The sequence below is a fragment of the Streptomyces sp. NPDC093586 genome, from assembly GCF_044764905.1.
Lineage (GTDB): Bacteria > Actinomycetota > Actinomycetes > Streptomycetales > Streptomycetaceae > Streptomyces.
This window is the reverse complement of the sequence record NZ_JBIWJA010000024.1, coordinates 36,497-59,127: the sequence shown is the minus strand read 5'-3', so window position 1 is coordinate 59,127 and position 22,631 is coordinate 36,497. Positions and strand designations below refer to the sequence as shown.

Below are 22,631 nucleotides of genomic sequence, written 5' to 3'. Positions count from 1 at the left end.
GTCGTCCCAGGTACGGCGTCACTCCAGGTGCACGGACCAGTCCTGCTCCGCGGCCGGCTTGCCGTGCAGGTCGGGGACCTGCTTGAGCCAGTCGGGGCGGCCCCGCCGGGTGCGCGCCGCCCGCCGCTCCTCCTCGGCGGCCAGCTCCTCCCGGCTGGGGAAGTCGGTCGGCAGCCACCGGGCGGACGCCTTCACGCGCGCCGAGAGGTAGTCCGCGTACGCCGCCCGCACCTCGTCCGGGCCCGCGAAACCGGGTTCCTGTGCCAGCCAGGCGTCCGGCACCTCGGCGACGACGGCGCGCAGCAGCTCGTCGGTGACCTTCGGCGCGAGCTCGGCGTCGGCGGCACGGACGTCCGGGGCGCTGTGGCCGAGGGCGTGGTGGCGGAAGTCGTACGCCTTCTCGGGCGCGGAGGCGTCCCAGCGGTGGTGGAAGACCAGGGCGGCGCCGTGGTCGATGAGCCACAGGCGCGGGGGCACGGTGCCGAAGGTGGGCCACACCATGAGGTTGGAGCTGTGCACCGTCCGGTCGACGTTCACGGTGAGGGCGTCCAGCCAGACGATCCGTCCGGCCTCGACCGGGTCCACCGGGAACCTCCTGGCGACCTCGGGCGTGAAGTCGGCGGCGCCCGGCAGGTGGTCCATGCCGAGGTTGAGCCCCGCGCTGGCGTTCAGCAGGTCCCGCACCTCCTGGTGCGGCTCCCCGGCGCCGATCGACGGATCGAAGTGGACGGCGACCAGCTCGGGCACGCGCAGCCCCAGCGCCCGCGCCAGCCGCCCGACGATCACCTCGGCGACCAGCGCCTTGCGCCCCTGCGCGGAGCCGGTGAACTTCACGACGTAGGTGCCCAGGTCGTCGGCCTCGACGACGCCGGGCACGGAGCCGCCGGTGTGCAGGGGCTCGACGTAGCGGGTGGCGGTGACCTCTCTCAACACTTCCGAAGGTCCCGTCGCTCACCGGCCTCGAAGTTCACGGCCACCTCCAAGACGCTGCGATCCGGGGAGGCGGGCGCGATCAGCTCCGGGGGAATCCGGGAGGCTCCGACCGACACGCTCGCCCCCGTCTCCCTGGCAGTCCGTCGATGGCACTGAGGTCCTCGCCACCGGCCTCCGGCATGAAGTGAGCATAGTAACCAAGCGTGACAGCGGGAGAGGAACCCGGACCCATCGTGCCGTCGTCACCACGGACTCCCCCGCCCCGGCATGATCAACGAACCTCGGCCGCCGCAGCCGCCGGTGCTGCCTCGCTCGGCGCCCGGACGGCAAGAAGACCCGGCGAACGGCGGAGCCCTCCTTCGTCCTCGGTCTCCGGGTCAGAGGCAAGGCGCGGAGACCACCCACCCGCCGAGCCGGAGGATCCCGAGGGAGGGGGAGCGCCGCCCTCGGCCGTGCTTGCGTCCGCTCCCTGCCCGGCGGCTCACCCGCTCTCCGCCCGGCGGACGGAGAAGGCTCCCGCGGCAGCCGCCAGCACCGCCGCCGCCGCGGCCCGTTCCGGGAGTCGCGGGTCGGGTTCGGTGCGCAGGAGTACCAGCTGGTGGTAGAGCGGCGCCGTGGCGGCGATCAGCAGGCTCCGTGCGTCCGTGTGCCGTGCGGGGAGTTCGCCGCGCTCGACGGCGCGCTCGACGAGGATCTCGCACTGGGCGTACCGGTCCGCCCACAGCCGCGTCTGGGCCCGCGCGGCCTGTTCGGAGTGGAACGAGGCGGCCATCAGGGCGACGGCCAGTGACGGCCGTACGACCAGGGACTCCTGGATCTCCTGGTTGAGGGCCGTCAGGTCGCCGCGCAGGGAGCCGGTGTCCGGTGGCTGCCAGTCGATCTCGCCGGCGGCGGCGATGACGTCGGCGAGCAGGCCGCCCACGTCGCGCCAACGCCGGTAGACCGTGGTGCGGTGCACTCCCGCACGGGCCGCGACCCCCTCCATGGTGAGACCTTCGTGACCGCTTTCGGCGAGTTCGGCGCGCACCGCGTCAAGAACCTGGGCGCGGATGCGGGCGGTGCGACCGCCCGGGCGGCGGTCCGGCCTCCTGGCCGTCGGGGCTGTCATCAGCACTCCCATGTCCGGTTGATCAATCTGCCTGGGCAGCACCGGCATCCTAAAGCTACAGTTGTCGCACTAACGATCCGCCCGAGAGGAACCGCCTCCACGATGCCGCCCGTTCCCGCGGACCCCACCGTGCTCCATCCGATGCCCGAGCACCCGCGCGTCGTCCTGCTCAGGCCCCTGGTGAAGTCGCCGCTGATCGACGTCGGCGACTTCTCGTACTACGACGATCCGGACGACCCGACCGCGTTCGAGACGCGCAACGTTCTCTACCACTACGGTCCTGAGCGGCTTGTCATCGGCAAGTACTGCGCGCTGGGGACGGGCACCCGGTTCATCATGAACGGCGCCAACCACCGCATGGACGGTCCTTCCACCTTCCCGTTCCCCACCATGGGGGGCTCCTGGGCGGAGCACTTCGACCTGATCACCGACCTGCCGGGCCGGGGCGACACCGTCGTCGGCAACGACGTGTGGTTCGGGCACGGCGCCACGGTCATGCCCGGTGTACGGATCGGGCACGGCGCGATCATCGCCGCCGGCGCCGTGGTCACCGGCGACGTCCCCGACTACGGCATCGTCGGCGGCAACCCGGCCCGGCTCATCCGCACCCGCTACGACGCCGCGGACGTCGCCCGGCTCCTCGCCGTGGCGTGGTGGGACTGGCCCGTGCAGCACATCACCAGGCACGTACGGACGATCATGTCGGGGACCGTCACCGACCTGGAGGAGGCCGCCGCGCGGACCGGCCGACCCTGACCGCTCAGGGCACAGCGCCCTCGCTCGATCACGGGACGGGCCGCCAGTGATGCCGTCCTCAAGACCTCGTACGCGCAGCGTGTCGGCTCCTCCCACCCGGTTTCGGGTCGAGGCACCACCGCCGCCGCGGCTGTCCTTCGCCCACGTGATGAGCACGGCCGTGACGGCGAGGCCGGCCAGGAGGACCAGCGCGAGTCGCCGGCCGTGGTCGCCGAAGGCGTGGCCACCCCGCAGGACGTGGACAGCATGTGGATGATCAACACGGGTGCGCAGGCGGGACCGTTCCGCATGATGGACCAGGTGGGCCCGGACGTCGTCCTGGACATCGAGAACCACTGCGCCGCCGAACGCCCCGGACTTCCCGCCGGGCCCCGTGAACTGCTGCACCGGTACGTGGACGCCGGTCACCTGGGCGTGAAGACCGGCCGGGGCTTCTACGACGACTACGCCGGCGTCGGCTGACCGGCGGGCGGGGCAGGCCTTTCGCGTAGCATCGTGCCCCGCTCACCAGGCAGAAAGGCATCCCCCGTGCCCAAGTCGCCCACGAAACGACGCCCCAGGACCGTGGCCGCGCTCAACGAGAGCGGACTGGCGCTCTTCAAGGAGCGCGGCTTTCACGCCACGTCCATCAGCGACATCGTCGAACGGGCCGGGCTGACCCGAGGTGCCTTCTACTCCAACTACAAGGACAAGGAAGAGCTCTTCCTCGCCCTCTACGACGCCCACGCCGACGCGGTGCTGGCCACCCTGCGGGACGCGGCGTCGGACATCACCCCCGGCCGGGATCCGGTCGGCCGGCTCCTGGACCACCTCCCCGGCCGCAGCGTCCAGGAACGCGACTGGTTCCTGGTGTCGATGGAGTTCACCCTCCACGCGGCCCGCCACCCGCAGCTCGCCGGCGCCCTGGCCGTGCACGAGGAACGCCTGACCCAGGGACTGGCCGACGTCATCACCGCCGTTCTGCGCAGTGGCGGACTCCGGCCCGCGATCGACGCGACGGACCTGGCCCGTCTGGTCACCGCCCTGTCCGAGGGGCTCACGGCCCTCGGGCTGATCCACGGTACGGAGGACGGCGCTCAGCGGCTGGGCCGCACCGTCACCCCCCTCCTGACCTCCGCGCTCACCCGCCCCCTGGAGGAGCGCGAGACCCGCACGGCGCCGGCGGTCCCGCACCCGCACGACGGCGAGGGCCGGCCGCGGGAACGGTGAGGCCGGGTCCCACCGGTTCCTCCGACGGCGGTGCTACTGCTCCTTGGCGGAGCGCCCGCGCCACCTGTTCCACGGGACGTGGACGGCGAGCATGTCGCCCACCGAGCCGACCACGTTGTACGCGAGCAGGCCCACGCCCTTCAGCGCGCGCACGACCGCCGACGCCGCAGCCTCATCCATGTCCGTTCCCCTCATTCCCGTCCTGTGACCTGCTGTGATCACGAAGACGGGTTCCGCCGCCACTCGGTTGCCCGCGGCCCCGCACGAACCGGCCGGCTCCCCTCCGGGGACCGCCTCCCGACCTCGGCCGGGCCGCAGGCCGCAGCGTCCGGTCGGCCGGTCATCCGGTCGGTCCGGAAGGCGCCGGTCACGGGAGTGACCGCGGCCTGACGGCGCCGCCCGCACCGGATTTCGGCGGTCGTTTCGGCACACGGACGGCGTCGGGCGGCCCGGATGGGGAAGACGCACTGCAGCGGATGAGCCAGGGAGGGCTTGCAGTGGATGACGATTCCTCGCTCCGGGCGGTGGGCTGGGCGCGGTCGCTGCCGATGGACACCGGTCCCAAGGAGGCGCGTGACTGGGCCCTGCACCATCTGCGGTCCCTGGCATGGACCGACCGCGCTCCCCAGACGGTGGACGATGTCCTGCTGACCGTCTCGGAGCTGGTCACCAACGCCCATGTGCACGCCCACTCCCACGCCCAGCTGGTGATGACCTGGGACGGGAGGTGCCTGCACGTCGCCGTCCACGACGCCTCCGCCACGTTGCCCACCCAGCGTGCCGCGACCGACGACCAGCCCGGGGGACGGGGGATGCTCCTGGTCGACGCCCTGACCGACAGCTGGGAGGCCCGTCCCTGCCCCCACGGCAAGACGGTCATCGCCTGTTTCCACCCACCGGCCAGGGCCCAGGGAGCCTGCTGAGACCCGCGTGACGGGCGGGGACCTCACAGGTTGCGGATCCGGAAGGACGCCCGGGCCTTGCCGAGCAGGTCGTCGGCGGTCTTCCGGGCCGACTTGCCGTCGGGCAGGTTGACCCCCAGGGTCAGGCGTTCCTGCCCCGAGGTGGTGACGATGAGGACCTTCCTGAAACGGCGGGGTGCCCCCTCGCTGTTCTCGCTGTAGGACTCGGTGACGACGGCCGCGTCCCGGCCCTGGTGAGTGGCCGACTCGATGCCGACGACGCTCGGCTTGCCGCCGGTGGGCGGGACGGCGGCCTCGCTCTCCTGCTTCCAGCGGTCGGCGACGGCCCGCGGGGTCTCGGTGACCTTCTCCTTGCGGTCGACCAGCAAGGAGACGTCCCCCTTGGGGGAGGTGTAGCGGGTGCCGCGGTAGGGGCCGTTCTCTCCGCCGAGATCGTCCTCGGTGGTGATGGTCCAGTCGGCGGGCGCGGCCACGGACAGGTTCATCCGGTACTCGTCGTACCTCTTCCACCCGTCCGGCAGGTCGTCCTGGTTCGTCAGCACCACGGTGACCGCCGTGACCGTGAGGGCCACCGCCGCGGCCACCGCGACGGAGACGCGGGGGTTCCTGCGCCAGACCGGCTGCCGCGTGGCCGCGGCGGGTCCGGCCGGTTCGGCGGACGGGTGCCGCAACGTCGGGGGCGGCGGCGGTACGGGGAGGGTGAGGGTGTGCAGCAGCGGCTGGGCGGCCTGGGCGGTCAGGCGGCCCTCCGGTTCCTTGCGCAGCAGCCCGGTGATCAGGCCGGTGAGCTCTCCCGCGTTCTGCGGGGGCGGGAGCTCGGCCAGCAGGACGGCCTGCAGCGTGGAGGGAGTGGTCTGACGGCGGAACGGGGACACCCCCTCCACGGCCTGGTACAGCATGATGCCCAGCGACCACAGGTCGGACTCCGGCCCGGGACGGCGGCCCAGGACGCGTTCGGGGGCGATGTACTCGGGCGAGCCGATGAAGGCACCGGTCTCGGTGAGCTTCTGCTCGCCCTCGACCTGCGCGATCCCGAAGTCGGTGAGGACCACCCGGTCATGGCGGCCGACCATCACGTTGCCCGGCTTCACGTCCCGGTGCAGCACTCCCGCCTCGTGGGCGGCGGCGAGGGCGCCGAGGACGGCCAGTCCGATCCGGGCGGCCTCCGCCGGGGCCAGGGTGCCCTCGTCCAGGAGCTCGGCCAGCGACTTCCCGCGCAGCAGCTCCATCACGATCCAGGGCCGGCCCCCTTCGGTGACCACGTCGTGGATGGTCACGACCGAGGGGTGGTCGATCCGTGCGGCGGCCCGGGCCTCGCGCTCGATGCGCAGGAAGGCGGTACGGCGCTCGGCCGCCCCCAGGTTCGGCGGAACCTGCGGTTCCTTGACGGCCACGTCGCGTTCGACGACCTCGTCCCGGGCCCGCCACACCGTACCCATCCCGCCGGCACCGAGCCGCTCCAGCAGCCGGTAGCGGCCTCCGATCAACCGGCCCGCACCCGTCTGCGGATCCGCTCCGGTCTCGGTGCGGGCGTGCGGCGGCCGGGCGGCCGTCGGTTCGTGCCCGCCCGCCGGAGCGGGCGCGTCACCGGTGGCGGGCGCGGGTACCGCCGGCGGCTGAAGTCCGTAGCTCGTGGGCTCCTCCTGCCGACTCCGGCTGCTCACGTCGCTCCCATCCTTCGTCACCTGTTGGACCTCTTCCGCTGCTGGTCAGGCCGGAGGCCGGTGTCCTGGGTCTCCGGGCAGTACGTGCGGGCCGCGGGTCAGAAGCCCGCCGAGCCGCCGGTGAAACCGCCGCCCGGGCCGTGCCCGCCGTCACCGCCACCGCCGAACTTCCACAGCAACACGCCCACCAGCACGACGATGCCGAGGAACCCGACGAACGGCAGACCGATCCACAGCAGGAGCAGAACCAGGTCCACGGGCGATCCCCCCCATTCCACCGGTGTGGTGCGAGCAGACCGCGACCTCACATCCGGCCAGCCGAGCGTAGGAGGCCGAGGCGGCGGCGTCGTCCACCCGAGGGTGTACCGGGGTCTGCAACAGGCGTGGCAGGAGCGCGGCATGTCATACCCACGGTGTAGACGGACGACCCGAGCACCTACCGTTCCGCCGACCCCGGTTGCCCGGCCTCGGCGTCCTCGGCGGGCAGGCCGAGGTGTGTGAGGGCGCGGTGACGCAGCAGCTCGTACTGCTCACGGCAGCGACCGGGCGGGCCCGGCGGCCGTTCCACGATCGTCCCGGGGCCGACCCTCTCCTCCGGCCCGAACTGCTCCCTGGTCAGGTCGACTTCGACACCGGCGAACCGGTTCCACCAGTGGTAGTCGGCCAGCTCGCCCTCGACGCGCACCTCTCCGCGCACCAGTTCGCCGCCGAGGAGATCGTTCACGATCAGAGCGGTCACTCCGCACTGGCCGCGCGCGGGATTGTCCGGGCGCCAACCGCCCACGTCCTCGGGGGCGCACGTGTCGGCGCCCCAACCGGACCGCAGGGCCTTCTCGATGTCGGACAGCGTGATCGTGGCCATGGCCAGGAGTGTGCCAGCAGACCTCACAGGTCCAGTTCGGCGCGGACCGTCTTGCCGACGGGGACGCGGTCGAAGACGCCCCACCGGTCGGCCAGCGCCTCCACGAGCAGCAGCCCCCGCCCGCCCTCGGCGTCCTCCGACGCCGCCCCCGCCCCTCCCGGCGCGGGCGGCCGGCGTTCCCCCCGGCTGTCGGACACGTCGATCCGCAGCGTGTACGCGTCGAGCCGCAGCAGCACCTCGATGTCGCGTCCCGGCACCCGTCCGTGCGTCACGGCGTTCGCCGCCAGCTCGGCGACGAGCAGCGCGGCGGTGTCGGAGACGGCCGAGCCGTACGGGATGCCCCACGCGTCCAGGCGGTGCAGGGCGAGATGCCGGGCCAGTCGGGCGCCGCGCGGGGTGGAGCTGAACCGCTGCGTGAACACACGTGCGGTGACCGGGGGTCGGGGCGTGGAGGCTGGTCTCATGCCGCACATCCCACCTGCGGCGACGGCGTCCCACCAGATCGGCGACCCGTACGCAGGGTCAGCGTACGGGTACGGAGGGTGGACAGTGGGAGTAACCGTCCGTGAGCATGGGCCCGTCGGGTGAGACGTGCGGGAGGTGTGGCGGGTGACGAACGGTACGGGCGACGCCGGCGTGCTGTGCGGGGGCGGTGAACCGGAGGTGTCGGACAGCCTCAAGGCGTTCGGTGAGGTCGTCAAGGCGTTCCGCAGACGGGCGGGGCTCACGCAGGAGGAGTTCGCGCCACAGGTGCGGTACTCGCTGCCGACGGTGGCCTCCATCGAGCAGGGGCGGCGCTTCCCTCCGGCCGACTTCGTGGACCGCGCGGAGGAGATCCTCGACGCCTTCGGGGCGCTGCGGGGTGCGGCACGGCACCTGTCCCGGCAACCGGGGCTGGCGAGCTGGTTTAGGCAGTGGGCCCGGCTGGAGACGGAGGCCGTGAACCTCTCCACGTACGAATGCCGTCTGATCCCGGGCCTGCTGCAGACGGAGGCGTATGCGCGCACGCTGTTCGTGAACCAACTGCCGCCGCTGGGAGACGATCAGATCGTGGCTCAGTGGGAGGCGCGGGCGGAACGGCAACGGCTGCTGACGGAGCGGCCGAACACGGCGTTCAGCTTCATCCTGGAGGAGCACCTGTTCCTGCGGCGCACCGGCGGGGTGGAGGTGACACGGGAGCTGATCGATCATGTGCTGGAGCTGGCGGAGCTGCGGAATGTGGAGGTGCAGGTGATGCCGTTGGTGCGGAACGCACATGCCGGGATGGCTGGCCCGATGCAGCTCCTGGAGACGCCCGAGGCACGCTGGCTCGCCTACAACGAGGGACAGCGCGGAGGTATGTTCATCTCCGACCGAAAAGAGGTCAGCGTCCTTCAGATGAGGTACGCAAGGATGCGCTCACAGGCTCTCTCCCTCGACGACTCCCTGGGCCTGTTGCAGCAGATGCGAGGAGCCCTATGAGCACCACGGAACTGGTCTGGTTCAAGAGCACTTACAGCAGCAGCGGGGACGGCGACTGCGTCGAAGTGGCCCTGTCCTGGCACAAGTCCAGCTACAGCAGCGGCAGCCAAGGCGACTGCGTCGAGGTGGCGTCGTGCCCCGGGACCGTCCACGTCCGTGACTCGAAGGCGCCGCAGGACGCACAGCTCGCCGTCTCCCCGGCGGCCTGGACCCGCTTCCTCACGTACGCGACCCACGCCTGACACCGCCGCGCGACCGGGCGCCCCCGGCCCGGGAGCCGCCGCCGGGACGGGGTGCCCCCGCCGCCCGGCGGTACGGCGGCCCGTGTTCCCGGCAGGCCCGGCCCTTCACTCCCGAAACATTCATAACCGGGCGTCCGCACCAGGCGGACGTCCCTTTTGCCCGCTTACCCTGATTCTGTGGAGCCGCACGCAACTCCTCCGGACAGCGGTCACGACGGCCTGACGCCGCCGGGTGCCGGGGTGCGTCCGGAGATCCTCGCCTCCTGGCAGCGCTCGCAGTCGCTCGGCATCGACCGCGAGAAGGCCGCCCTGCCGGTCGCCGGCGACCTGGATCCCGACTCCCGCCTGATCAGGGCCGCCGCGCCGATACTGGAACGCCTGTACGAACGACTCTCGGGCATGCCGGTGACCGTGGTGCTGGCCGACTCGCGGGCGAACATCGTGGACCGGTGGGGCGCCCCGGCGGGGCTGAGGCTGATGGACGCCGCCTCCCTGGTGCCGGGTGCCAATGTCGACGAGCGGTTCATGGGGACCAGCAGCGTCAGCATGGTGCTGAGCACCAGGGAGCCGTTCGTGGTCGTCGGCCACGAACACTTCCTGCACGACCTCAAGGTGCTGACCTGCATGGCCGCGCCGGTGCGCGACCCGGTGGGCGGCGCCGTGCGGGGCGCGGTCAACCTCTCCGTGCCCCGGGAGCTGGCCGACCCCGGCATGGCGCTGGCCCTGCAGGAGGCCACCGAACGCATCGGGGAACGTCTGCTGGAGCTGGGCGCGGCCCGCGAGCTCGAGCTGATGCGCTCCTTCCACCGGGCCAGGGAGCGCGGTGGGCACGCCGAGCTGGACCTCGGCTCGGGAGAGCTGTCCCGACGCGGCGGACCGCCGCCCCGGCTGGCCTCGCAGGAGCGGTCGCTGCTGCTGGAGCGTGCCGTCGAGCTGATCTCCTCGACCGGTGAGGCGTTCGCCGAGGTCCCGCTCGGGGGCGGTCGCACGGCCGTGCTGCGCCGCCGGGAGCTGCATCACGGCGACGCGGAGGGCGCGGCGGTCGAGGTCAGCTTCGAGGACGTCCGCGGCACGGGGGCGGCGGGCCCGACCACCGCGACCGCCCCCGACGGCCGTCATGTGCCGCTCCTGGACAGTCCCACCGTGACGGCGGGGGCGGACGCGCCCGGTGCGACGGCGGAACCGCACGCCGCCGGGCCGGCCGACGCGTGGCTGCTGCTGGTGGGCGAGCCGGGCGTCGGCCGGCTCGCCGCCGAGGCGCGCGGGCGGCTGTCCCTGCTGAACGAGGCGGGCATCAGGCTCGGCACCACCCTGGACATAGGGCGTACCGCCGAGGAGCTGGCGAAGATCGCCGTGCCGCGCTTCGCCGACCTGGTCGTCGTCGACCTGGTGGAAAGCGTCCTGGCGGGCGAGGAGCCACCGCCCGGGAGGCCGTCCCCCGGCGTGGTGCTGCGCCGGGTGGCCGCCTGGGTGGGCGATGGTTCCCGCGGCGCCCCGGGCGGCGGCGTGGACGAGCCGGTCGGCTACCCCGCCGGCACGCCCCAGGCCCGGTGCCTGGAGTCCGGGCGGCCGGTCACGGACTCGGTGGTGACCGCCGCCCTGGCCGGGCACCCGGCCGACCGGGTGCACCCCGTCGGTCCGCTCGGCGAGGGTGTGCACTCCTACCTGGGCGCTCCGCTGTGCGCGCGGGGCTCCGTCCTGGGCCTGGCGGGGTTCTACCGCCGCGGCAGGGCCAGGCCGTACGAGCAGGACGACCTGACGCTGGCGGGCGAGTTGGCGGACCGCGCCGCGATCAGCGTGGACAACGCCCGCCACTACCGCCGGGAGCGCCACGCCTCCCTCACCCTGCAGCGCAGCCTGCTGCCGCGCGTCCTGCCCCGGCTGAGCGCCGTCGACCTCGCCTTCCGCTATCTGCCCGCGGACGCCAGCGCGGGCGTGGGCGGGGACTGGTTCGACGCGATCCCGCTGTCCGGGACGCGCGTGGCGCTGGTCGTCGGGGACGTGCCCGGCAACGGTCTGCAGGCGGCGGCGACCATGGGCCGGCTGCGGACGGCGGTGCGGACGCTGGCCGGGCAGGACCTGCCCCCCGAGGAGGTGCTGGCCCATCTGGACGACCTGGTCAGCCGCACCCTCGACGAGTCGGTCGGCGAACAGGACCCCGCGACCGGGGCGACCTGCCTGTACGTGGTGTACGACCCGGTGACCTGCACCTGTACGGCCGCACGGGCCGGTCATCCGCCGCCCGCCCTGCTGACGCCGGGCGGCCGGGCGCGGCTGATCGACCTGCCGGCCGGCCCGCCGCTCGGGCTCGGCGGGATCCAGCCGTACGAGTCCGTCGTCGTCGACCTGCCCGCGGACAGCCTGCTGGCGATGTACACCGACGGCCTGCTCAAGGAGAGCCGCGGCTACGGGGACACCGACGCGCGCACCGGGCGGCTGCTGGCCTCGCTGGACCGCGGCGGTCCGGCGCTGGAGGACGTCTGCGACCGGATCACGGGCACCCTCCTGCCCGGCGGTCCGCACGACGACGTGGCCCTCCTGCTGGCCCGTGTGCACCCGCTGCCCGAGGACCGAGTGGCGTCCTGGGAGTTTCCGTCCGACTCCTCGGTCGTGGCGCGGGCCAGGGCGCTCACCCGTGACCAGCTCGCCGCCTGGGACATGTCGGAGCTGGATTTCAACACCGGGCTGGTGGTCAGCGAGCTGGTCACCAACGCCGTGCGGTACGGCGGCCAGGGGCCGGTGTGTCTGCGGTTGCTGCGCGACGAGTCGCTGATCTGCGAGGTCTCCGACCGCAGCAACACCTCTCCGCGCCTGAGGCGGGCGGCCACGACCGAGGAGGGCGGGCGCGGCCTGTTCCTGGTGGCGCAGTTCACCAAGAGCTGGGGCGCCCGCTACACGCCACAGGGCAAGACGGTGTGGGCCGAGCAGGTCCCGCAGCGGGGGCAGGCCGGGCCGGAGACGGACGAGCAGTCGCTGCTGGCCATGTTCGACGATCCCGGCGGCTGACCTGCCGATCACCTTCCCTAAGCTGCGCAGCATGTCTGCTCTCTCCGATCTCGCCGCCTCCTTCCCCCCACCGGAACGGCTCCGTCAGTGGCTGCGCGGCCTCACCGTCGTCGAGACGTGCCTCGACTCGACGTGGCCCCGCTACACGTACACACCGGCCGACGAGAGCGGCTTCGAGCACTTCGCGTTCGAGAACGGCGGCGGCGACGACTACCACGTCTTCTTCGGCCCGTCGCTGACCTTCTTCCGCGCCTTCGACCACGAGTCCCCGTTGAGCCCCTACGCCGACGACGCCCTGTGGCCCGGCCTGCTCGACGGGCTCCCGGAGCCCCTGGAACCGCTGACCCGCCTCCCTGCGGACGAGAGCTCGTACCCGGCCATCACGCTGGCGCTCTGGCACGACGGCGGTTCCTGGCGCCACGGCGCCCCGCAGCCCCGGGACGGCGAAGAGGCCGAGCTCACCGACTGGGTGCTCGGGCCCCTGCGGCGGAACGTCAGCCCCGACTCGGTCGCCGACCACCTGGAGGACTTCTACGGGCGCCGGGTGGATTCCACGGCCGTGGGCGCGGTCCTGCGCAAGGAACCGGTCACCCCGGAACTCATCGGACGTGTCGCGCCGGACGCGGACGTCGACCGTGTGATGGAGACGGTCCGTGCGCTGGACGGTCAGTCCGTGCGCCGGACGGTCGGACGGACGGTGTCCTGACCCGGCAGGCCCACCGGGTCGGCGGGACCGCTCCGGTCCGGAGGCGGCCGCGACGTGCTGCGGGGTGGTGGCAGGGGCCGGTGGCCGTGGTGCACCGGCCTCGTCTCCCTATCGGTGACGGCTGCGGGTGATGAGCCATGTTCCGCCGACGATCAGCAGCGCGAACAGGGCCAGGCCCGCGCCCTGTGCGGCCAGCAGCCACAGGCGGTCGGCCAGCGGAAGGTCGCCGGTCAGGGTGACCTGCAGGGAGCCGACGGCGAAGGCGATCGCCGCGGTGAACACGGCGACGACCTCGACGGCGCGCACCGCGGAGGTGTGCAGCGAGCGTTCCAGCCGGGCGTTGGCCGCCGTCTGCTGTTCCCACCGCCGCCGATGCTCCGCGTCCCGTGCGGCTCTCAGCCGTCCCTCCTGGATGGCGTCCCGCTTGGTCAGGTACTGGTCCTGCAGCACGCCGAGGCTGGCCGTGGGGCTCGCCGCGAGCAGGGTGAGGGCGGTGTCGATGCTCTCCAGTGCCTCGTCGTGACGGCCGCACAGGTGCAGTCCCGCGGCCAGACGGGCGTGGAACATGTGGTCGTCCGGGTACGCCTCCACCGCCTCCTCCGCATGGCGGCGGAGCAGTTCGCCCTGCTCCTCGAAGGGAACGGCGAACGCCAGCCCGTTGAGGCAGATGTCCACGGTGTGGCGGGTCCGCCCGGGCGCGGACCAGGCCCGGTTCAGGAGGTCGACGGCGTAGGAGACGGTCAGCGCCCGGCTGCCGAACGCGGCGAACGACCGGAGCGCCTGCAGCACGGGCTCCTCTCGGAGGGAACCGGCCGGCGAGGACGACGGCGAGGACGCCAGGAAGGCGTGCAACTCGTCGAAGCAGAAGTTCGCCCGCAGCTTCCCCGCGTGGAAGAGGACGATGAAGTGGGCGACGCGCTCCGCTCCGGGTCCGGCGCCCGCCTCTGCCACCGCCTGCGCGATCCGCTCCGTCGATTCCACGCTCGCCCGGTTGAGGAACCCGTTGCCGAGGGCCCACTGCTCGGCAACGGCGCCCCAGGCCCCGTCCTGTACGTGCTCCGACATCCATCGGGCACACTCCAGGGCCGTACGCGCCGTCGGCCGCTCCAGGAACCGCCGGCGCCAGTAGCGGTCGGCGCACATGAAGTAGGGGTCGAGGCGGAGGTCGGCGGAGCCCACCTCGAAGGAGGGCGGAGCGCCCGCCGCCAGCAGTGCCGCCGCCGCCTCGTCGCAGATGCGGTCGCGCGTCCTGGAGTCGGCCGTACGCGCCTCGTCCAGCGCCGTCGTGACGCCAGCCGTGTCCATGTGTCTCCTCGCCCTCAGCGATCCCGTCGTCCTCGGCGATCCCACCCCGTGACAAAGGTCGCTTCGAACATACAGGCAGCCGGAGGGAGTTCACGATCGGCTCCTGGTCTCATCCCGCCGCCTCCGGATGTCCGCCCGTGGCCCGTCCCCTCCGGGGCACCGGCTTTCCCCGGCGTGGCGGGTGGGAGGCCGGCCTTCCCGGAGCCGGTTCCGGGACCGCCCCGGGACGAGCGGTCCGCCCGCTCCGCGGCTCCTCCTCACGCCCCCGGCAGCGGGTTGGGCAACGGCAGGTAGCGGGCGGCGGCGCCGTCCGCGCCGGTCCAGCGGAGCAGGAGGTTGGTCTTCGCGGGCAGGGACGGCGCGGTGAGCAGGGCCGGGATCTCGGGCAGGTCGTGGCGGGCCAGGGCGGCGCGGAGGGCGGGCCGCGGGTCGAAGCCGGGGTGGTGCTCGGCGAGGGCGCCGGCGATCTCCAGCAGGTGGTTGACGACCAGGCAGTACACCAGCCGTTCCCAGCCGGCCGCGCGGGGCGTGTCGGGGAGGAGCTTGACGCCCTCGGCGTCCCGGAAGAGGGCCTGCACCGGGGTGCCGGCCGCGTCCACGGCGACCAGGGTGTTCTGGAGGTGCGCCTCCAGGACGACACCGTCGTCGGCGAAGGCGGTCAGGACGGGCGGGACGACGGCGCCGAGGTACGCCTCCCACCAGGCCGCCGGGTCCGCCGTGGCCGCCAGCGGGCTGCCGGGGAAGCCCTCCACGAGGGCCGCGGCGAGCAGCGGGGTCGCGCCGGGCAGCAGGCGGGTGCGCAGGCCGTCGCGGACGACGACGGCGAGTTCCTCGAAGGCGAAGTCGGCGGTGCGGTGGCCGCGGTCGGCGAGCCAGGCGGCCGGTGGGCCGATCGCCTCGAAGGCCTCCGTGACCGCCGTGTCGGTGCGGCGCAGTCTCAGCAGGTCGTGGCGCCACAGGCGGCGGATGTCGTTGGTGATGCGCACGTCGAGGCTGAACTTCAGGAAGAGGTCGCGCCCGGGAAGGTACTCGGGCGCGTACACCGTGCGGATCGCCGCCGTGGGCCACACCGGGAACGCGGTCGTGCCCAGCCGGATCAGGCGCCCGTCGGCGAAGGCCGGGGCGAGGGCCGGCGCCGTCAGGTCGAGCTGCCAGGGGTGGGCGGGCAGCAGGCGGTAGCCGGGCGGGGCCTCCGCGAGGGCGTCCAGGGCGGTGGTGTCGCCCTCCTCGACGACCGTGTCGGCCCGCACGGCGAGCAGCGCCAGCGGGAACCGGGCGTGCGCCTCCGGTGCGTAGGGGAGCCAGCCGGTGTGCGGGCCGCCGCCGCGCGCCTTGGGGGCGGGGTGGTGGGTGTGGCCGGTGAGGAGGCACTGTTCGGAGCGCAGGTACGGGTCGTCGGGCGGGGTCGCCGCCGCGCGTGCCGTCAGCAGCGCGGCGACCGCGTCCCGGCTGCCGGTCATCTCGGCGGGCAGGTCGTGGTTGGGCCGGCCGGTGTGGTGGCACAGTTCCTCGGCGACGAGTTTCACCAGTTCGTCGTGGCCGACGCGCCGCCAGCCGTCCGCCGCGTACACCTCCGGCTCGGCGGGGCGCCGGCCGCCGCGGACCCGCAGCAGCCGGCCGCCGGGCAGCCGGTACACCGGGCGGTCGCCGGCGGCCGGGCGCGGTACGGCGACCTCTCGCAGCAGGCAGTTCAGCAGCGGCACCGCGGCGTAGGCGTCGGCGCGTTCCGCGACGTCGTCCGGGAATACGGCGCCGGGGTGCGGGGGCAGGAGATCCACGCGTTCCACTCGTTCCCTACGGTCTGACAGAGGGCGGGGGCGAACAGTATGTCTGCCGTGGTCCCCTCGCCGTGACGCCCTGCTCGTTCTCGCCCCCGTACCCGACCCGTACCCGAGGAGCCCGCCCGTGCACCGTCCCGACACCGCCGAGGCCGAGGTCGCCGACGAACTGGCCGCCGTCCGGCCCGGTCTCGTCCCCCGGTACGCGGCCGCACTGCCCGGTGCCCGCGCGGCGGTGCTGACCCGGCTGTGGCGGGCGCTCGCGTACGAACCGCTGCCGTGGATCACCGGCCGGGAGTCCGTACGGGACGGACTCGTCCTGCGCCTCACGGACGGCCGTCGGCTGGACGGTCCGGCCGCCGACCCGTACCGCACCGACGCGTACGTCACCGCCGTACGGCTCGACGGGACGCCGTACGACGATCCCGCGCGGCTGGTGACGGACCTCGCCGTGCCGCACTCGGCGGGTTTCGCCGCCGAGCTGGGGCACAGCGCCGCGTCCACGGCCCTGGCGCGGGCGGGGCGGGAGAATCACCCGGACGAGTGGCCGGAGAGCGAGTGGGGCTGGGAGCAGCGGGTGGTCGACGGTCACCCGTTCCACCCCAACTGCCGTGCGCGGCCCGGTTTCTCGGTGGCCGAGCAGCTGGCCTACGGGCCCGAGCACGGGCCGGTCGTGGAGCTGGGGCTGCTGCCCGTCCCGGCGGCGGAGTGCCTGGTGACGGGGGCGTGGCCGCGGGAGCTGCGGGACGGGGGGCGGCTGCTGCTGCCCGTGCATCCGTGGCAGGCGGCGCACGTGCTGAAGCGGCCGGGCGGGGAAGCGACGCTGGCCGCGCACCCGCTGATGTCCCTGCGCACGCTCGCCGTGCCCGGCGGGCCGCACGTGAAGACGGCGCTGAGCACCCGGCTGACGTCCTCGGTGCGGGACATCTCCGTCGCCTCGGTCGCCGCGTCGGACACCCTGTCGGTCTTCGGTCAGGCGGTGGCGGCGCGCACGGGCGGGCTGCTGGACGTCACCCGCACCCTGGGCGCGGCCACCGCGCACTCCCCCGACCTGGCCGCCGTCCTGCGCGAGTCGCCCCGGGCGTACGCGGCGCCCGGCGAGCACGTCGTCCCGGTGGCGGCGCTGGCGACCACCGGGCTGCCCCGCTCGCCCGGGTGGCCGGCCGGTTTCGCGCGCCTGTGCCTGACCGTCGGGCTGGGGCTGCTGGAGCTGGGCGTGGCGCTGGAGGCGCACGGCCAGAACCTGCTCGTGGTGCTCTCGACGTCGGGCGAGCCGCTGCGACTGGTCTACCGCGACCTGGCCGACATCCGCGTCAGCCCGGCCCGCCTCGCCCGGCACGGCATGCCGGTCCCGGACCTGCCCGCGCGCATGCTGACCGACGATCCGGCAGCCCTGCGCCGCAAGCTGTTCGGCTCGCTGGTGGGGGGCGCGCTGGCGTCGGTCGCGGGTTCGGGCCCGGTGCTGGGCGCGGCGCTGGAGGAGGCCGTGCGGGAGCTGCCGCGCACCGGGGACCTGCGCGCGCTGTGCGCGGCACCGCTGCCGGTGAAGGCGTTGACGGCGATGCGGCTGACACCCGGTCGTACGGGGGACGTCTGGACCGTGCTGCCGAGTCCCCTGACGGCCGGGCCGCCGGCGTCGGGCTGACCGGGCCCGGCGGGGCGGAGGGCCGCGCGGCGGCCGTGCCGGAAAAGCTCAGGGGCGCGTGGGGTTCCCCGCCCACACCGCCGGGGTCCGGCCCGACCAGGGGCTCGCCCGTTCGAGCTGTCCGGCGAGGCGGAAGAGGAGGTCTTCGCGCCCGTGACCGGCGGCGAACTGCATGCCGACCGGGAGCCCGGTCCCGGCGTCGGCCGTCACGGGCACGGACATGGCGGGCGTACCCGCCACGTTGAACGCCATGGTGAACGGCGAGCGGTCGTTGAGGCGGTCGATCCAGCCGAGGCCGTCCAGCGCCTCGGCGCCCTCGGCGTACGCGCCCAGGGGCATGGGGAGCTCCGGCAGGGTCGGGGTGAGCAGGACGTCGTGGGCGTCGAAGTACCGGGCCAGGCTCCGGGCGACCCGGTTGCGGACCGCGAGGGCGGTGACGAACTGGGCGCCGCTGACCCGCCGCCCGTAGTGGTAACCGGCGAGGGTCGCCGGTTCGAGGGCCGTGGCGTCGACGGGCCGGCCGAAGGCGGCGGCCGGCCCGTCGACCGAGGCCGTGAGGTTCACCGTCGACAGACGGGCGGTGGCCAGGACGAACTCCTCCCAGTCGACGCCCAGGCCGGCCTCGGTCTCCCCCACCTGGTGACCGAGCGATCCGAGCAGGCGCACGGTGCGGGCGAGCGCGTCGGCCACGGGTGCGCCGGTGCGGCGCCCGCCCCACCCCTGGGGGAGGACACCGATCCGCAGCCTGCCCGGGTCGCGGGTGACCTCCTCGGCGTAGGGCCGGGACGGCTGCTGGGCGAAGTAGGGGTCGCCCGGTTCCGGGCCGCGCATCCGGTCGAGCAGCGCCGCGCTGTCGCGGACGGTGCGGCTGACGCTGCCGTGCACGGCCAGGCCGCTGAACGTCTCGTCGGCGTCGGGGCCCATGGAGACCCGGCCACGGGTGGGCTTCAGGCCGAAGAGGCCGTTGCAGGCGGCGGGTATGCGCAGCGACCCGGCGGCGTCGGTGGCGTGGGCGACGGGGACCACCCCGGCGGCGACGGCCGCGCCCGCGCCCCCGCTGGATCCGCCCGCGATCCGCTCCAGGTCCCACGGGTTGCGGGTGGGGCCGTACAGCACGGGTGCCGTCGTGATGCTGTAGGTCATCTCCGGTGTGGCGGTACGCCCGAACGTCACGAGGCCGGCCCGCCGGAAGCGCGCCATCAGGGACTGTAAAAGTTGACACTCCCCCCTCTCGGCCGGAGCCGCGGCGACAGCAGCTCCCCAGGCACCGGTCTCCGCACCCGCGGCCGTGGCGCCCGCAGCCGCCACTCAGGCGTCCTGGCCGACGGTGAAGTCGGGGCAGCGGGGTACCGACGTCACCACCGTGCAGCTGCTGCTGACGGCACGAGGCCACACCACCAAGGCCGACGGCGTGTTCGGCACCGGCACCACGGCGAACGTGAAGGCCTTCCAGAAGACCCACCACCTCACCGCCGACGGCATCGCCGGCCCCACCACCTGGGCCGCCCTCGTCCGCGGAGGCGACAGCGGCGGCGGGGGCGGCAAGCCCGGAGGCGGCGGGAAGCTCAGCGACGCCCAGGCGTCGGCCAGGCTGAAGGCGGCCGGTATCAGCCGCGTCTCCAGCGGGAACTGCACCGACCGCAACCGCAAGAGCTGCACCAGCCTCCAGGGCATCCGTGTCGGCACCGTCAACGGCGTCATCGCCCTGAAGAAGAAGAGCGGCTGCAAGGTCGTCGTCACCGGCGGCACGGAAACCGGCCACGTCGGCGGTACGTACAGCCACTGGAACGGCTACAAGGCCGACATCAGCCGCACCTCCTGCGTCACCAACCACATCCAGAAGCACGCCAAGAAGCACCACGAGCGAGGCGACGGTGCCTGGGTCTGGCGCGTGACGTCCGGCGGCAAGACAGTCGTCGACTACGCCGACGAGCGCTGGGCGAACCACTGGGACATCACGTACTACTGATCCCGCTGCGGCTCTCCCGCGGCCTCCGGAGTGAAGCGTGCACGTTCCTGCCCGGCCGGGCATCCGCTTGCGGCGGACGGGACCACCGGGAGGCCCTCCGGTCCCGGACGCCGGGCACACGCCTGCTACAGCAGAGGGTCCGGTTCGGCAGCCATCCGCAGTACCTCCGCTTCGGCGGGGTGCATCACCGGGGCGGTCGTGTCGGGCCGCCGGGTACAGCTCCCACTCCTGGTCGCCCCGCGGGTCCGCCGGGGCGCAGGCGGTTCCTGGTGGCCGCCGGCACAGGCGGGCGGCTTCATATGCGGCTTGAACGCGTGCAAGGTGTTGATCCAGTCCCCCCTCAGCACACCGCCTGCCCACATGTTGTTCTTCGGCAAGCCCTAAGGTGAGGGCGACCGCTCGTTCGAACTGTGCCGTGAGGTTCATCCATGTCCGTCCCCTCACCTGACCAGGCCGTCGCCCACTTCGGCGCCGCCGGGATGCGCCGCTTCTCCCTCACCGGCGCCCATGGCCTGCGGCTTCCCGAGGATGCGCGCGGACCGCTGACCGAGACCGGCGTTCCGATCCACGTCGCTCCGTACTTCCGCGCGGCGGAGGAGACGGACGCCGTGCCGCTGGGGACCTACGCGCGACACAACGGTGCGGAGGAGGTGCCGACCGGAACGGAGGGCTGGGCACGCATCGGCCACGACCGGCTGGCACAACTCTGCGTGCGCCCGGATGGTGCTGTGCAGGCGGTGTTCCTCGCCGCGGAGGCGGCCGACATGTTCGTCGCCACCGACCTCCCCTCCTTGCTCGCCTGCCTCGTGGCTCTGGACCGCGCCCTGCCCGTCATCGCCGCCGCGCCGCATCTGCAGGAGGCGGCGGTGGCCTTCGGGGAGCTGAACGAGGAACTACGCACCATCGATCCCTCGGCTTTCACGGGACGGGAGAACTGGTGGCCGCGTGTCCTGGACGACGTACGGCACACCCTCAATTTCCCCTTCTCGGCCGCCTTCGAGTACGTCGACGAGGCCGGGAAGAAGCAGATCGTCACGGAGGCCACCGGGCCGGGGCGCCTCCACCCCGAGGAGATCATCCGGCAGCGTCTGGAGTCGGAGGGAGTCCCGGCGGACCGCGTCCGGCGGGTGTACTGCGAGCTGCAGCCGTGCATGATGCCAGGACATTACTGTGCGGTGTGGCTGCAACAGGCCTGCCCCCAGGCGGAGTTCACGCACAGCTTCGACTACGGTGAGGACGCCGACTCCCGGGAGCAGGGCTTGAAGGAGCTGATCACCTACACCGCTCAGCAGGCGGCCCGCCGTTGACCGCCGACACCTGGGCCCGTCCCGCTGCGGGCCGCGAACCGGCGGGTGCGGCGCTGCTCGGCTGGCTGGCCGACCCGGCGGCACCCCGTCTGTGCCTGGTGACCGGTAGCGAGAACTGCGGGAAGTCGCAGTTGCTGGCGTGGCTGGCGGCACACGGAACCCGTCCCGGTACGGCACCGGAGCGCCGGGTACACGGCTTCGTCCCACTGGCAGGGCAGGGCGTACGGACGGCTTTGTGGAACCTGGCCGATCAACTCGGGGTGGTGGCACGGGCGCCGGAAGAACTGCTCGCCGGGCTGTCGGCCGACCGGCGGTGCACGGTGCTCGTCCTGCCGGACCTCCACTCGTCCACCGACCCGTACGCCCTGGCCGACCTGGTCGGCGCGTTGGCCGGCTTGGAGCACGTGCGGGTCTTGGTGGAGATGCGGACCGGCCATGGGGCCATACCGGTGCTGAAGGCGCTCGCCCCGGCGGAGATGGACCTCGACGACCCTCGGTGGACGGACCTGGCCCGCGCCGAGGCGTGGCGAGCGGTTCACCCCGCGCGACACGAGTCGATGGCATCGAGTCCGAAGGAGACAGATGACGCCTCCCCGGACCTGGACGATCCCGTTGAGGTCTGCGCGGCCGACCCGGACCAGGTGACGACGGCCTATGAAACGGACACGGAACCACGAGGCGGGCTGAGGCGAGCGTGGCTGCGAGCAGGGCAATCGCTCTTGCGTGATCAGGGACCGGCCGACCGTGCCCTGGTTCTGCTGGCCGCCCTCGGTGACGGAGCCGATCCACGCCTGGGCCCCGCACTTGAGCGGCTCGCGACCGGGGCCTCATGGCGCTTGGTCTGGTCCCGAGTACGCGGGGACGTGACACCGCCGTGGCCTGGGCCGGCCATGGCGCTCACGGTCATATCGGGGCCGCCCCCGGAGCAACTGCTGGTGGCGGACCACCAGGGCACTCTCCGGTCCATGTCGTGCTCCGACGCTGTCCCGGGCGGCCGGCTGCCCGGCCTCGCGCCCGACGCCCTCGGCCTGGCCTGTCTGCCGGACGGAACGGTGGTGGTGCTCGACGGCGATGGACGCTTGCACACTCACCAAGCACCGACCGCACCTCGCCCCTCCGGTTTGGCAGCACTCCTCGACGACGGCCCTGGCGCCGGGGTGCGGGCGATGGAGACCCTGTCGGCAGCCATGACACGCACACAGATCACCGCTCTCGCGGCTTCCGAGCGCGCGGTGGCCTTGGCGGATCACATGGGAAGGGTGCATGTCGCACTCCTCGCCGACCCCGGCCGGGCGATGCCAACCGAGCACCTGCACGAGGGGCCGGTCACAGCCCTGGCAGTGGCGGACGTCCCGGTGGCCGAATCGGGGCCGGAGATCAGCCTGGTGTACAGCGGGGGTGCGGACGGGCGGGTGCGCGTGTGGTGCCCCGACAGCAAGCCGATGGACGTGCCGGTGGCGGAGCGCGTGTCTGCAGTGCGCGCGTTGGCAGCGCGAATGACGGCTGCCGGTCCGACCCTGTCGATCGCCTGGGCGGACGGCCTTGTCGAGCACCGGCGCTTGGACACCACTGAGCGGCGCACCTTTCACCCCGGACAGCCGGTCAACGCGTTGGCGTTGACGCATACCGGGGAACTGCTGGTCGGCACGGACGAGTTGCTGACGTGCCTCCGCCCGGCATGACGGGGCCGTCGGCACGAAGTCATTCCGCAGAGTCAGCTTCCGAAGGGCGGCTCCCTGCCCTTTGCGTACCCGGAG

Annotated in this window: 21 protein-coding genes and 1 pseudogene; 12 read left to right on the top strand and 10 right to left on the bottom strand. The window is 73.3% G+C overall.

Going from position 1 to position 22,631, the window contains the following annotated elements; genetic code table 11:
* Positions 1-18 precede the first annotated feature (18 nt).
* Together ACIRFH_RS23825 and ACIRFH_RS23820 are read right to left on the bottom strand one after the other, a co-directional pair.
* Positions 19-933 (bottom strand): HipA family kinase, encoded by a 915-nt coding sequence (locus tag ACIRFH_RS23825; protein ID WP_403524243.1) that lies wholly within the window; start codon positions 931-933, stop codon positions 19-21.
* 481 nt (positions 934-1,414) lie between these two features.
* On the bottom strand, positions 1,415-2,041 hold the full coding sequence (locus tag ACIRFH_RS23820; RefSeq protein WP_403524241.1) for a TetR/AcrR family transcriptional regulator: 627 nt from the start codon (positions 2,039-2,041) through the stop codon (positions 1,415-1,417).
* Positions 2,042-2,143: 102 nt separating this feature from the next.
* Here ACIRFH_RS23820 and ACIRFH_RS23815 point away from each other — a divergent pair, with 102 nt between their 5' ends.
* The 3 genes from ACIRFH_RS23815 to ACIRFH_RS23805 all read left to right on the top strand — a co-directional run bounded on the left by ACIRFH_RS23815 (position 2,144) and on the right by ACIRFH_RS23805 (position 4,006).
* Positions 2,144-2,797 (top strand): CatB-related O-acetyltransferase, encoded by a 654-nt coding sequence (locus ACIRFH_RS23815; protein WP_403524238.1) that lies wholly within the window; start codon positions 2,144-2,146, stop codon positions 2,795-2,797.
* A 204-nt stretch (positions 2,798-3,001) separates the two neighbouring features.
* A complete protein-coding gene (locus tag ACIRFH_RS23810; protein WP_403524235.1) occupies positions 3,002-3,259 on the top strand; it encodes a 3-hydroxyacyl-CoA dehydrogenase family protein in 258 nt (85 codons plus the stop codon).
* A gap of 66 nt (positions 3,260-3,325) precedes the next feature.
* Entirely contained in the window at positions 3,326-4,006 is a 681-nt protein-coding gene (locus ACIRFH_RS23805) for a TetR/AcrR family transcriptional regulator (RefSeq protein ID WP_403524232.1), read from the top strand.
* Between the two features lie 33 nt (positions 4,007-4,039).
* On the opposite strand, the gene ACIRFH_RS23800 is transcribed toward ACIRFH_RS23805, so the two are convergent.
* Positions 4,040-4,186: a hypothetical protein gene (locus tag ACIRFH_RS23800; RefSeq protein WP_403524229.1), complete on the bottom strand. Its 147-nt coding sequence runs from the start codon at positions 4,184-4,186 to the stop codon at positions 4,040-4,042.
* Between the two features lie 368 nt (positions 4,187-4,554).
* Between ACIRFH_RS23800 and ACIRFH_RS23795 the strand changes: the two genes are divergently transcribed.
* Positions 4,555-4,929, top strand: coding sequence for an ATP-binding protein (locus tag ACIRFH_RS23795; protein WP_403524373.1), 375 nt, complete (start codon positions 4,555-4,557; stop codon positions 4,927-4,929).
* 23 nt (positions 4,930-4,952) lie between these two features.
* On the opposite strand, the gene ACIRFH_RS23790 is transcribed toward ACIRFH_RS23795, so the two are convergent.
* The 4 genes from ACIRFH_RS23790 to ACIRFH_RS23775 all read right to left on the bottom strand — a co-directional run bounded on the left by ACIRFH_RS23790 (position 4,953) and on the right by ACIRFH_RS23775 (position 7,919).
* On the bottom strand, positions 4,953-6,593 hold the full coding sequence (locus ACIRFH_RS23790) for a serine/threonine-protein kinase (protein ID WP_403524227.1): 1,641 nt from the start codon (positions 6,591-6,593) through the stop codon (positions 4,953-4,955).
* Positions 6,594-6,691: 98 nt separating this feature from the next.
* Positions 6,692-6,850 carry a hypothetical protein gene (locus tag ACIRFH_RS23785; RefSeq protein ID WP_403524224.1) on the bottom strand — a complete coding sequence of 53 codons (159 nt, stop codon included), beginning with the start codon at positions 6,848-6,850 and terminating at the stop codon, positions 6,692-6,694.
* A gap of 179 nt (positions 6,851-7,029) precedes the next feature.
* The gene (locus ACIRFH_RS23780; RefSeq protein WP_403524221.1) at positions 7,030-7,455 is read right to left on the bottom strand and encodes a hypothetical protein; all 426 of its coding nucleotides are present in this window, start codon (positions 7,453-7,455) and stop codon (positions 7,030-7,032) included.
* Between the two features lie 23 nt (positions 7,456-7,478).
* Entirely contained in the window at positions 7,479-7,919 is a 441-nt protein-coding gene (locus ACIRFH_RS23775) for an ATP-binding protein (RefSeq protein ID WP_403524218.1), read from the bottom strand.
* A 145-nt stretch (positions 7,920-8,064) separates the two neighbouring features.
* On the opposite strand from ACIRFH_RS23775, the gene ACIRFH_RS23770 reads away from it, so the two are divergent.
* The 4 genes from ACIRFH_RS23770 (at position 8,065) to ACIRFH_RS23755 (ending at position 12,870) form a co-directional block, all read left to right on the top strand.
* Positions 8,065-8,916, top strand: a complete 852-nt coding sequence (locus ACIRFH_RS23770) for a Scr1 family TA system antitoxin-like transcriptional regulator (protein WP_403524216.1) — start codon at positions 8,065-8,067, stop codon at positions 8,914-8,916.
* The gene (locus ACIRFH_RS23765) at positions 8,913-9,158 is read left to right on the top strand and encodes a DUF397 domain-containing protein (RefSeq protein WP_403524213.1); all 246 of its coding nucleotides are present in this window, start codon (positions 8,913-8,915) and stop codon (positions 9,156-9,158) included. Before ACIRFH_RS23770 ends, ACIRFH_RS23765 begins: the two co-directional genes overlap by 4 nt.
* A 177-nt stretch (positions 9,159-9,335) precedes the next feature.
* Positions 9,336-12,164 (top strand): SpoIIE family protein phosphatase, encoded by a 2,829-nt coding sequence (locus ACIRFH_RS23760; RefSeq protein WP_403524210.1) that lies wholly within the window; start codon positions 9,336-9,338, stop codon positions 12,162-12,164.
* A 31-nt stretch (positions 12,165-12,195) separates the two neighbouring features.
* Complete coding sequence (locus ACIRFH_RS23755; protein ID WP_403524207.1) at positions 12,196-12,870, top strand: hypothetical protein; 675 nt, start codon at positions 12,196-12,198, stop codon at positions 12,868-12,870.
* A gap of 108 nt (positions 12,871-12,978) precedes the next feature.
* Here ACIRFH_RS23755 and ACIRFH_RS23750 read toward each other — a convergent pair whose 3' ends face one another.
* Positions 12,979-14,175 (bottom strand): hypothetical protein, encoded by a 1,197-nt coding sequence (locus ACIRFH_RS23750; RefSeq protein WP_403524204.1) that lies wholly within the window; start codon positions 14,173-14,175, stop codon positions 12,979-12,981.
* Between the two features lie 257 nt (positions 14,176-14,432).
* Positions 14,433-15,962: an IucA/IucC family protein gene (locus tag ACIRFH_RS23745; RefSeq protein ID WP_403524201.1), complete on the bottom strand. Its 1,530-nt coding sequence runs from the start codon at positions 15,960-15,962 to the stop codon at positions 14,433-14,435.
* A gap of 118 nt (positions 15,963-16,080) precedes the next feature.
* Here ACIRFH_RS23745 and ACIRFH_RS23740 point away from each other — a divergent pair, with 118 nt between their 5' ends.
* Positions 16,081-17,598, top strand: coding sequence for an IucA/IucC family protein (locus ACIRFH_RS23740; RefSeq protein ID WP_403524198.1), 1,518 nt, complete (start codon positions 16,081-16,083; stop codon positions 17,596-17,598).
* Between the two features lie 48 nt (positions 17,599-17,646).
* Here ACIRFH_RS23740 and ACIRFH_RS23735 read toward each other — a convergent pair.
* A pseudogene (locus ACIRFH_RS23735) lies at positions 17,647-18,801 on the bottom strand (amidase); the annotation flags it as partial.
* 85 nt (positions 18,802-18,886) lie between these two features.
* Between ACIRFH_RS23735 and ACIRFH_RS23730 the strand changes: the two are divergent.
* The 3 genes from ACIRFH_RS23730 (at position 18,887) to ACIRFH_RS23720 (ending at position 22,556) form a co-directional block, all read left to right on the top strand.
* On the top strand, positions 18,887-19,567 hold the full coding sequence (locus ACIRFH_RS23730; protein WP_403524196.1) for a peptidoglycan-binding protein: 681 nt from the start codon (positions 18,887-18,889) through the stop codon (positions 19,565-19,567).
* A gap of 428 nt (positions 19,568-19,995) precedes the next feature.
* Positions 19,996-20,874, top strand: coding sequence for an SUKH-4 family immunity protein (locus ACIRFH_RS23725; RefSeq protein ID WP_403524193.1), 879 nt, complete (start codon positions 19,996-19,998; stop codon positions 20,872-20,874).
* On the top strand, positions 20,871-22,556 hold the full coding sequence (locus ACIRFH_RS23720; RefSeq protein WP_403524190.1) for a WD40 repeat domain-containing protein: 1,686 nt from the start codon (positions 20,871-20,873) through the stop codon (positions 22,554-22,556). Before ACIRFH_RS23725 ends, ACIRFH_RS23720 begins: the two co-directional genes overlap by 4 nt.
* Positions 22,557-22,631: the final 75 nt, after the last annotated feature.

Coding starts and splice junctions, on each gene's coding strand:
- ACIRFH_RS23800 (WP_403524229.1), bottom strand. CDS start 4,186: ATGGATGAGGCTGCGGCGTCGGCGGTCGTGCGCGCGCTGAAGGGCGTG.
- ACIRFH_RS23725 (WP_403524193.1), top strand. CDS start 19,996: ATGTCCGTCCCCTCACCTGACCAGGCCGTCGCCCACTTCGGCGCCGCC.
- ACIRFH_RS23795 (WP_403524373.1), top strand. CDS start 4,555: ATGGACACCGGTCCCAAGGAGGCGCGTGACTGGGCCCTGCACCATCTG.
- ACIRFH_RS23755 (WP_403524207.1), top strand. CDS start 12,196: ATGTCTGCTCTCTCCGATCTCGCCGCCTCCTTCCCCCCACCGGAACGG.
- ACIRFH_RS23780 (WP_403524221.1), bottom strand. CDS start 7,455: ATGGCCACGATCACGCTGTCCGACATCGAGAAGGCCCTGCGGTCCGGT.
- ACIRFH_RS23750 (WP_403524204.1), bottom strand. CDS start 14,175: ATGGACACGGCTGGCGTCACGACGGCGCTGGACGAGGCGCGTACGGCC.
- ACIRFH_RS23820 (WP_403524241.1), bottom strand. CDS start 2,041: ATGACAGCCCCGACGGCCAGGAGGCCGGACCGCCGCCCGGGCGGTCGC.
- ACIRFH_RS23765 (WP_403524213.1), top strand. CDS start 8,913: ATGAGCACCACGGAACTGGTCTGGTTCAAGAGCACTTACAGCAGCAGC.
- ACIRFH_RS23775 (WP_403524218.1), bottom strand. CDS start 7,919: ATGAGACCAGCCTCCACGCCCCGACCCCCGGTCACCGCACGTGTGTTC.
- ACIRFH_RS23815 (WP_403524238.1), top strand. CDS start 2,144: ATGCCGCCCGTTCCCGCGGACCCCACCGTGCTCCATCCGATGCCCGAG.